Below are 7,643 nucleotides of genomic sequence, written 5' to 3' on the forward strand. Positions count from 1 at the left end.
CGGTCGTGCGGCCAGCCGTACCCGGTGGATCCCGGGAACTGCAACCAAAACTGCAACCACGAGACGACGAAGGCCCGGACCGCTCAGCGGTCCGGGCCGACGTTTGCCCTGGCGGGCGAAGGCGGAGGATACGAGATTCGAACTCGTGAGGGGTTGCCCCCAACACGCTTTCCAATTCTCCGGGTGGCCGTTCAGGGGTGTCCAAAGTGGTTCCGACCGGGGCGTCGTTCCGTCTGGCTTGTGCGTCCGCACGCCCGCGAACGGAGCTGAATGAGACGGAAACTGAGACGGGTCCGGTCCGGCCGCCGCGTCGGCCTGCCGATGCTGAGCGGCTGCATTGAGGCCGACCTCGTGCCGCGTGTCGGGTCGCCTTCCTGGCGTGCGCCAGCATGCCCGTCGCCATGCTCGACCCCTCATCGGCACTAACTCGTTGCGTCCTGGTCAATCTAGGCGTCTATCCCGGAAAAGCCGACGCACCCGCCAAGGCATTGATCGCACGAAACCTGTACTCCGGGAATGAATCCGGGTCCGAGCTGATCGGCCAGTCCGTTCATGTCTATCGGGACTGCACTCAATCTCGCCTCCGGTTGCGCCGGTTTGGCGACAATACTTACTTCGCGGATCTCGCCCTCGACAATTATGGAAATCGGCCGAGCCCGGTAGAGCCTATCCGGGTGGTGACTCTGGCAATTTTGCTGGGCGCACACCCTGCAATATTCGCGTATCGCACACCCTCCGCGCACCCAATAGCTGCGGTCGCGCAAATGGGGGCACTCTGAAAGGTCGAATCCGCAGATGGAGCAAAGTCGCTCCGCTGTGAATCCTATCGAAAATCCAATTTTCTTATGCGCGATCGCGGCGGGGCACCGTTGTGAATATGACTTGCCGTCGTAATCTAGCGAGCAGCCCATCTCATTTCTTCGCCGCCATCTACCGATCTTATGGAGGAGTTCGTGTTGTCGCTCCTCGAAGGGTGATTCTTCGGCCCACCAGAAAGCTCTGGCTGCACTATCCAGAGCTTCGACAACCCTAGTCTCCGCCCGTTTCCTGTCGTGCGAAAGGAGGCGCTGCGCGTCACCGAACGCTCGCAGCGCGTTGGATCTATGCTTGCCGATCTGGCGAGCCAGGTAACTGTGGTCGAGGTCGTCACTGGGGCCAGCATCGCTGCCCTCGGCGGGGGCATCGTGTGCGTCGATGCGGTACCCCCTGGATGCTTGGGGTGCTTTACGCTGCTGTCGCTTCACTCGGGCAGCTCCGGCAAGTGTGATTGGTTGAATCGGTCGAGAGCGTCTGCAACATCAGCTCCGGTTCCCTCAACCTCGAACCATTCCTCCGTCACGCCGACGGGGCCGTTGATACGGCGCACCAATTTAAGCCGCACGGTGCCTTGTGAATGGCGTCGCCGGAATACGGCAGAGATCCCGGCCCATCCTGCATTCGAAGCGATCCCTACAGCAACTTCGATCAGGTGCTGAGTGGCGCTTTTTTCGCCAAGCCATTGGCGCTCATCTTTGGCGTGTGCAAAGTCTGCATCGACGTTCTCGGCCCGGAGGGCCTTCACTAGGTCGATGACAGAGTCATGGTAGACCCCAACTCCACTGTCGGAAACCTCGCGAGGGAGGACTACGACGTCGTGCTGGAGATTAAGTGGGGTGGCACTATTCGGCGACTCAATGGGGCGAATGACAGCTGACGATGTGGCCATAGCTGAACAGTAGTCCTGGCGGCTTGCCTAGTGCACGTCTTCGGACATATCTGGCTCGCTCACCGGTGCAGGCCTCTACACTCCCGTAGACCGGCGCCACTGGAGTGGTTAAGACCGTGTCCTATGTGGTGAGGCGGATCAGGCGTTTGTAGCAGCAGAGCGTGGCGGCGAGGCCGAGGAAGGCCAGGTAGTTGCGGGGATCGCGTTCGTAGCGGTGGTGGAGTCGGTGGTAGCCGGTCAGCCAGGACGTTGGGTCGGCCGCGCGGCGAGGTGCCTGCTCGTGGCAGGTCCTTTTCCGCGCGGCCTCCCGCCGAACCGGACATGACGGTTTCCCTGTCATCCGGCTCTCCAGTGATCACGGCGTGTGTGATCTGGCCGTTCGTGCCTCGTGGATGCGGTCATGGCAGGCAGCGCAGGCCACGAGGGTCTTGCGCCGCCGGTCGAGCATGACGCGCGCCCAGTCGGACGGCGGCCATCCGGCACGGGCGAGATCGGCAAGGGCCCGGACGTGATGCACCTGGACATCACCGGTGGCCCCACAGACCTCGCACGTGTCCGCCAGGAGCCGGGTGATCAGCTCCTTCTGCGGATAGTCCACCCAGACAGGCCGGCGGTCGACGACCTTCGCCGACCGTTGTTGCTGGAGAGGGATTCCACCGAACCTCGCCACCAGCGGCTTCCTGTTCGTCCGCTCGATGCGGGCCTCGAAGCAGACTCGGGGCCCGCCTGGAGTGTCGATTCTGGCCTTGTGCCTGGCGGCCATCTTCGTCACCGTCGAACGGTGCTTGCCTGCAAGGGTCTTGAGCATGGAGGTCTCCATGACCCACTGCAGCCTGTGCAGCCGGAAGACGTCTCCGGCGAGCAGGTAGTACTGGACGATGCCCCGATAGACGGCCCCGAACGTGGCCACGATCGCATAATCGCTGCCGTTGGTCAGTTCCGTCCGCTTCGCGGGCTTGCCGCGAGCCAGGTAGGGCTCGCACTTGGCCTTGATCACGTCCCTTGGGACACGAAGAGCGATCTGACCGTTGACCCTGCGGTAGCGGCCGGTCTTCTTCGTGTCGTTGTGCTGAGTCGTGATCTCGTAGCCGAGAAACCGTGCTGCCCGGGTGCGGGCGTGGGTGACCAGCGTCTTCTCCCAGGAGAGTTCCAGCATGAGTTTGTCACGCAGGAAATCTGCCAGACGGCGCTTGATCTGCTCGGCCTCGGCTTTCGGTCCGGTGAATCCAAGGAGATGGTCGTCTGCATAGCGGACATAGCGAAGCCTGCGGTATGACGGATCGTTGGGATCCGCGCTCGGCAGGCTGACCATCCGCTGACGCAGTGTTCGGGCCTGGGCCCGGTCGCCGCGCCGGCGGGCTTTCGCCAGCAGATTCTGCAACTCCAGATATGCCGGGTTTCTGGCCCGGCGCTCTCCACGGGTGTACTCCGGGATCAGAACCTTCTCAACGAATTCGTCCAACCGGTGCAGATAGACGTTGGAAAGGATCGGGGAGGCCACTCCGCCTTGCGGCGCTCCGGAGAGCGTGGCTCCCCATTTCCAGTCCTCCAGGTATCCGGCGCCCAGCATGTTGCGCACCAGCCGCAGGAACCGCTGGTCATGGATCCTTTCGCCGAGGATCGACAGCAGCACCTGGTGGTCCAGGCTGCCGAAGCAGTCGGCGATGTCCCCCTCGATGAACCAGGACGTCCCGGTCCAGGTGTGGGCCACCTCCCGCAGTGCGGTGTGGCAGCCCCGTCGGGGACGGAATCCATGCGACCGGTCGGAGAACGTCGGCTCGTAGTACGCCTCCAGGAGCAGGCGGACCACCTCGCCGACGAGCTTGTCCGACCAGGTCGGCAGCCCCAGTGGGCGCGTGCTCCCGTTCTTCTTCGGGATGTGCACACGCCTGACCGGCTTGAAGCGGTAGCGCTCGTGGCGCATCGCCTCGATGATCCGGTCGATCTTCCCGCTGGGACATGCCGTCCACGGTTTCCGGTGTGGCCCCGGGCGTCATCGCGCCGTGGTTGGCGTAGATGCGTCCGTAGGCCAGCAGATACAACTGCGGGTTGAACAGCTGTCGATACAGTTCGTCGCACGGCAGGTGGCGCCTGCCGCGCTCACGCAGGACACCCAGCACCGTTGCGGCGCTCTGCATTTCGCATACCTCCCATATCCGGGTGTCCGAATCACCTGGCCCCCTTCGCCCTGCGGACGGCTTTCCCGCCCTCCCTGGCCGGGCGTGACTCCGGCGACTACTACGGGGCCTCCGTCGCCATAGGACTCGCGTCCCGTAGGCGATCCCACGTTCGTCTCTGTCTGTACGTTCTAGCGCGACACAGGCGTCCCACTCATCTCCTTGAATGTCCTCGCTGGACATCGCTCCGAACCCCGGAAGTTGCACCAGTTGACACAATCGAAACCGGTGCAGGGTCGGCGTCGGTTTCAGCTGCCTTTCCGACGGATGGGAACTTGCATCTTCTGGAGATTGGGCTTCAAACAATCCAGTCTTCGCCATATCGCGCGGGCCGCCCGGCACATCGCCCCAGACAACTGGGCCCAATCACCGGTTTTCTGACATGCTCTTGTCCCCTTCGCCTTTCGGATCCAGGTGAGTCATTCGGCCCAGGAACCTCCTTCCGAGTTCCTCCCGGCTGAGCCGGGGATACAAACAGAGCGCCTCGTGGCGCACTTCGTGCGTTCGACGACCCACCGGCCGCCGGTCCGGATCGGGGTCTTCGCGCCGCGCGGGGCGATGCGGGCGTCGATCCTTCGGTCGGCCAGGTCGTCGTGGACGATCCGGTAGTCGTAGCCGGCGTCCAGGGCGAGGCGCGGATGCTCCGGCAGCGGCCCGAGGGCCTGTTCGAGAGCGGTGAAGCGGTCGAGGGTGGCGGGCAGCAGGGTGTGGTCGCGGGTGTTGGCCGGTGCCGGCTCGGTGACCAGGGGTATGCCGGTGCCGTCGGTCAACTGTGAGCGTTTCAGGCCGAGTTTGGCGCGGTCGACCGGGCTTCTGCCGGCGCATTCACCGCCGGAGGGCGCCTTGGTGATGCAGCCGTCGGCATTCAGGCGGTCGAGTTCGAGGCCGATCATGCGGTCGTAGGCGGCGAGTGCGAGCAGCCGAAGGCTCTCCATCACACCGGCGGCGATCCACTCGTCGCGGCGTCGGCGCAGGGTGGTGGCCGAGCAGTGTTCGTCGGCGGCGCGTTCGTATCCGCAGCCGAAGACCAGGACCTGTACCAGCCGGTCGAAGACGAGGGCGTCGCTGATCCTCGGGTTGTGGCAGCCCAGCGGGTGCCGGTCCTCGCGCACGGGAAGAAGCGCGAGGAACTGGTCGCGGATCGGGTCGAGAATGCATGATGGGACAGCAGGCACGGGTCCCCCGGTGATCATGAAGCGTAGAGAACTCCATGATCGGGTGAACCGTGCCTGCCCTGCTGCCAGCACCTACTGGCGGACGCCCTAAGTGGCGCTGCGCCCTTCTGGGGTGCTCCTGCCCCAGTCGCCAGAAGCGGCGATCTCCAAGCCTCGCTGCTCAACGGCTCCCTATTGGCCCTTGGTGGAGGCGTGTCGCCGTACGTGGGTCCATGCCCCCGCTGCCCACACCGTAGCTTCGCTGCTGGCTTCGTGAGCCCTAGTGGAGACGGTGCCGCCGAGAGAAAACCATGCGAAGAGTACGGCGAGTGCGGATGCGAGTGCTGCCGCGGTGCGGGCGAGCCATGCCGCCGAGCTGGCGGTCCTCGCGTTCCCAGCCGCAATCCGCCAGTGTCTCTGTGCATTGGCTTTTGCCGAGCCAGAAGCCCTGCCTGCCCACAGTGCGAATATCTGGGCGAGCCTGGCGAGGGCGCAGGCTGCGCAAAGCAATAGTCCGGCAATTCCGCCTAGTCCGACAATGATTCGTTCGAGAATGGATGGGTGATCTGACCAGCCACTTATCGACATCAAGCCAGCGGAATGCGCGATTGCTCCGAACGGCATTGACGCCAGTGCTATTGCACCGAGCAGGGCACTGCCGGGGCTGTCATCCTCTTGCTCCTCGCTTTCCTCTTTCGGACTTTGACCTTCTGGCCGACGGGGATTGGAGCTATTTCTCGCCGCGGAGCCGAAAAAGAAGAGGTTCCGTATGCCGCCCTCGACATTTCCATTAATGAAGGTGCCTGGACCTTCATTGCGCTGCTCACTGGGCTGGGAGTCAGGCACTGCGCCTACTGCTCCCTGCCGCGATGAGCCCACCGGCCAAGCTGGTCGGCTGCATTGAGGAGCTTGGGTGCAAGCAGCGCAAGACTCCTCGTGGTAGAGGCGAGCAACTCGACGGAATCAGTAAATGACATTTGTTGAAGGGCTCCAGTGGCAGATGCAAAAAGCTCCACGGAATCAGCGAGATGGAATCGGCTAGCAGTCATGGCGATCAGGTTGGCAGTTTCAGTGTCCTGTGCGCTTCGAGCGGCTGCTTCGGCAAGGAGGCTTGCCAGGCCGGGTGACGTATCTGCGATCCGTGCAAGGTTGGCCTTTGTCTCCTTGTCGAGCAGCTCGTAGTTGTGTACTCCGCCGAATACGTTTCCGTTTACAAACGTGCCAGGTCCCGTATTGTGCTGCTCATAGAATTCACCATCCGGGGCGACAGGCATCATTGGGCTCCCTTGCCGTAAGAGTTGTGCACCCCTCCAATGACGGTCCCGTTGACAAAAGTCCCCGACCCATTGTTTTGCTGGCCTCCGAAATTGGAGGAAGGTGCCGCTGTGGCGATGGCTTCGAGATCAGGAAGGGCCTCTGAATGGGCCGCGACGTATTCGGCCATACGGTGAGCCCACTCTTGTGAGAGTTGGTCTGTGGCGCGGGCGAGCTCCGCCGCGAGCTCAGAGTTCTGATCTGTGGCGCGGGCCCACTCTGCGAGGACTCGCGTGTCATTGTCGAAAGCATCGATGGCTGCGGCTTGCTCGCCAGGGGTTCCTCTGCGGAAGAGTGTCGCGATCCGCGCACGGGCGGCGACGGCTCCCCCGGTGATCACCGATGCAACAATGCTGCCGCCTGCGCCGGTTGCTATCGCGACTAGATCGGGATCTAGCATCTCCGGTCTCCCCCCGGGTGGCACGGTCGATCCGATACAGCCAGGAACTTACCGCTGGCGTCGACCCGCCGAGTCCCGTATCGACAACAAGCCCTTCGTTGTGATGCGCGTCACATCTGCGATCGTCGCCAGTCTTGGTGGCTGAGCCATGCTTGCGTATTCAACCTTTGCCGCCGAAAGGGCGCTCGCGGTGCGACAGGCAGCTACCCACAATCTGGCCGACACTTGACTTCGTGATCACTCGTCCAGCCCGCCTTTCGGCATCCTCCGACCCTGCGGCGGCCCTTGCCCTGCGACTCTTCGCTGAGGGTGACTCGGTGAAGGAACTGACGAGCCTCCTGCACCGTGCCTATGCCGATCACGCTGCCGCAGGGCGGGCCTTCTTTGCCTCCTACCAGTCGGTGGAGGACACGGCTATCCGACTAGGAAAGGGTGAGTGCTGGTTGGCACTGCAGGGGACTGAGCTGGTGGGAACCGTAACAGTGACAGCCCTATGCGAGGCGCCGGATGGGTACCCAGCCCCGGCCGGAGCGGGCTCGTTCTGGCAACTGGCGGTGGCTCCCACTTACCGAGGGACGGGCCTCGGGCAACGACTGTTGACCCTGGCTGAGGCACGTATCACAGCCCTCGGCGCGACCGAGGCAGTCATCGACACGTCGGTCGAGGCGGCCGAGTTGGTCGGCTGGTACCGCCGACGGGGCTACCGGCCGGTCGGGACGTGGCGGTGGGATGTGACCAACTACGAGAGCGTGGTTCTCCAGAAGGACTTGGTCTGAGTCGAGAGGGTCCGGTGAGAGGTGAGAGGTGCGGTCGGGGGGGCCCGGGGGGGGGGGCCGCCCCCCCCCGGGGGGGGGGGGGGGCGGGGCGCGGGGCGGGGGGCCGCCCCCCGGGCC

5 protein-coding genes and 2 pseudogenes are annotated in these 7,643 nt (G+C 63.9%); 1 reads left to right on the plus strand and 6 read right to left on the minus strand.

The features are described from left to right. Positions 1 to 1,240: 1,240 nt before the first annotated feature. The 6 genes and pseudogenes from SNE206_RS22080 to SNE206_RS22105 form a co-directional block, all read right to left on the minus strand. The gene (locus tag SNE206_RS22080) at positions 1,241 to 1,705 is read right to left on the minus strand and encodes a hypothetical protein (RefSeq protein ID WP_407915196.1); all 465 of its coding nucleotides are present in this window, start codon (positions 1,703 to 1,705) and stop codon (positions 1,241 to 1,243) included. A 121-nt stretch (positions 1,706 to 1,826) separates the two neighbouring features. Then, positions 1,827 to 1,952 (minus strand): annotated as a pseudogene (locus SNE206_RS22085) (IS5/IS1182 family transposase); the annotation flags it as partial. A 108-nt stretch (positions 1,953 to 2,060) separates the two neighbouring features. Beyond that, positions 2,061 to 3,843: pseudogene (locus SNE206_RS22090) on the minus strand (reverse transcriptase domain-containing protein). Between the two features lie 458 nt (positions 3,844 to 4,301). Beyond that, the gene (locus SNE206_RS22095; protein ID WP_407915197.1) at positions 4,302 to 5,057 is read right to left on the minus strand and encodes a transposase; all 756 of its coding nucleotides are present in this window, start codon (positions 5,055 to 5,057) and stop codon (positions 4,302 to 4,304) included. An 830-nt stretch (positions 5,058 to 5,887) separates the two neighbouring features. Then, the gene (locus SNE206_RS22100) at positions 5,888 to 6,313 is read right to left on the minus strand and encodes a hypothetical protein (protein WP_407915198.1); all 426 of its coding nucleotides are present in this window, start codon (positions 6,311 to 6,313) and stop codon (positions 5,888 to 5,890) included. Next, the gene (locus SNE206_RS22105; RefSeq protein ID WP_407915199.1) at positions 6,310 to 6,750 is read right to left on the minus strand and encodes a hypothetical protein; all 441 of its coding nucleotides are present in this window, start codon (positions 6,748 to 6,750) and stop codon (positions 6,310 to 6,312) included. Before SNE206_RS22105 ends, SNE206_RS22100 begins: the two co-directional genes overlap by 4 nt. Before the next feature lie 317 nt (positions 6,751 to 7,067). Between SNE206_RS22105 and SNE206_RS22110 the strand changes: the two genes are divergently transcribed. Next, positions 7,068 to 7,526 carry a GNAT family N-acetyltransferase gene (locus SNE206_RS22110; RefSeq protein WP_407915200.1) on the plus strand — a complete coding sequence of 153 codons (459 nt, stop codon included), beginning with the start codon at positions 7,068 to 7,070 and terminating at the stop codon, positions 7,524 to 7,526. Positions 7,527 to 7,643 lie beyond the last annotated feature (117 nt).

This window comes from Kitasatospora sp. NE20-6 (assembly GCF_045862635.1).

Bases quoted from the DNA above. Each gene is read 5' to 3' on its own strand.
- SNE206_RS22080 (WP_407915196.1), bottom strand. From the start codon at position 1,705: ATGGCCACATCGTCAGCTGTCATTCGCCCCATTGAGTCGCCGAATAGT.
- SNE206_RS22100 (WP_407915198.1), bottom strand. From the start codon at position 6,313: ATGATGCCTGTCGCCCCGGATGGTGAATTCTATGAGCAGCACAATACG.
- SNE206_RS22105 (WP_407915199.1), bottom strand. From the start codon at position 6,750: ATGCTAGATCCCGATCTAGTCGCGATAGCAACCGGCGCAGGCGGCAGC.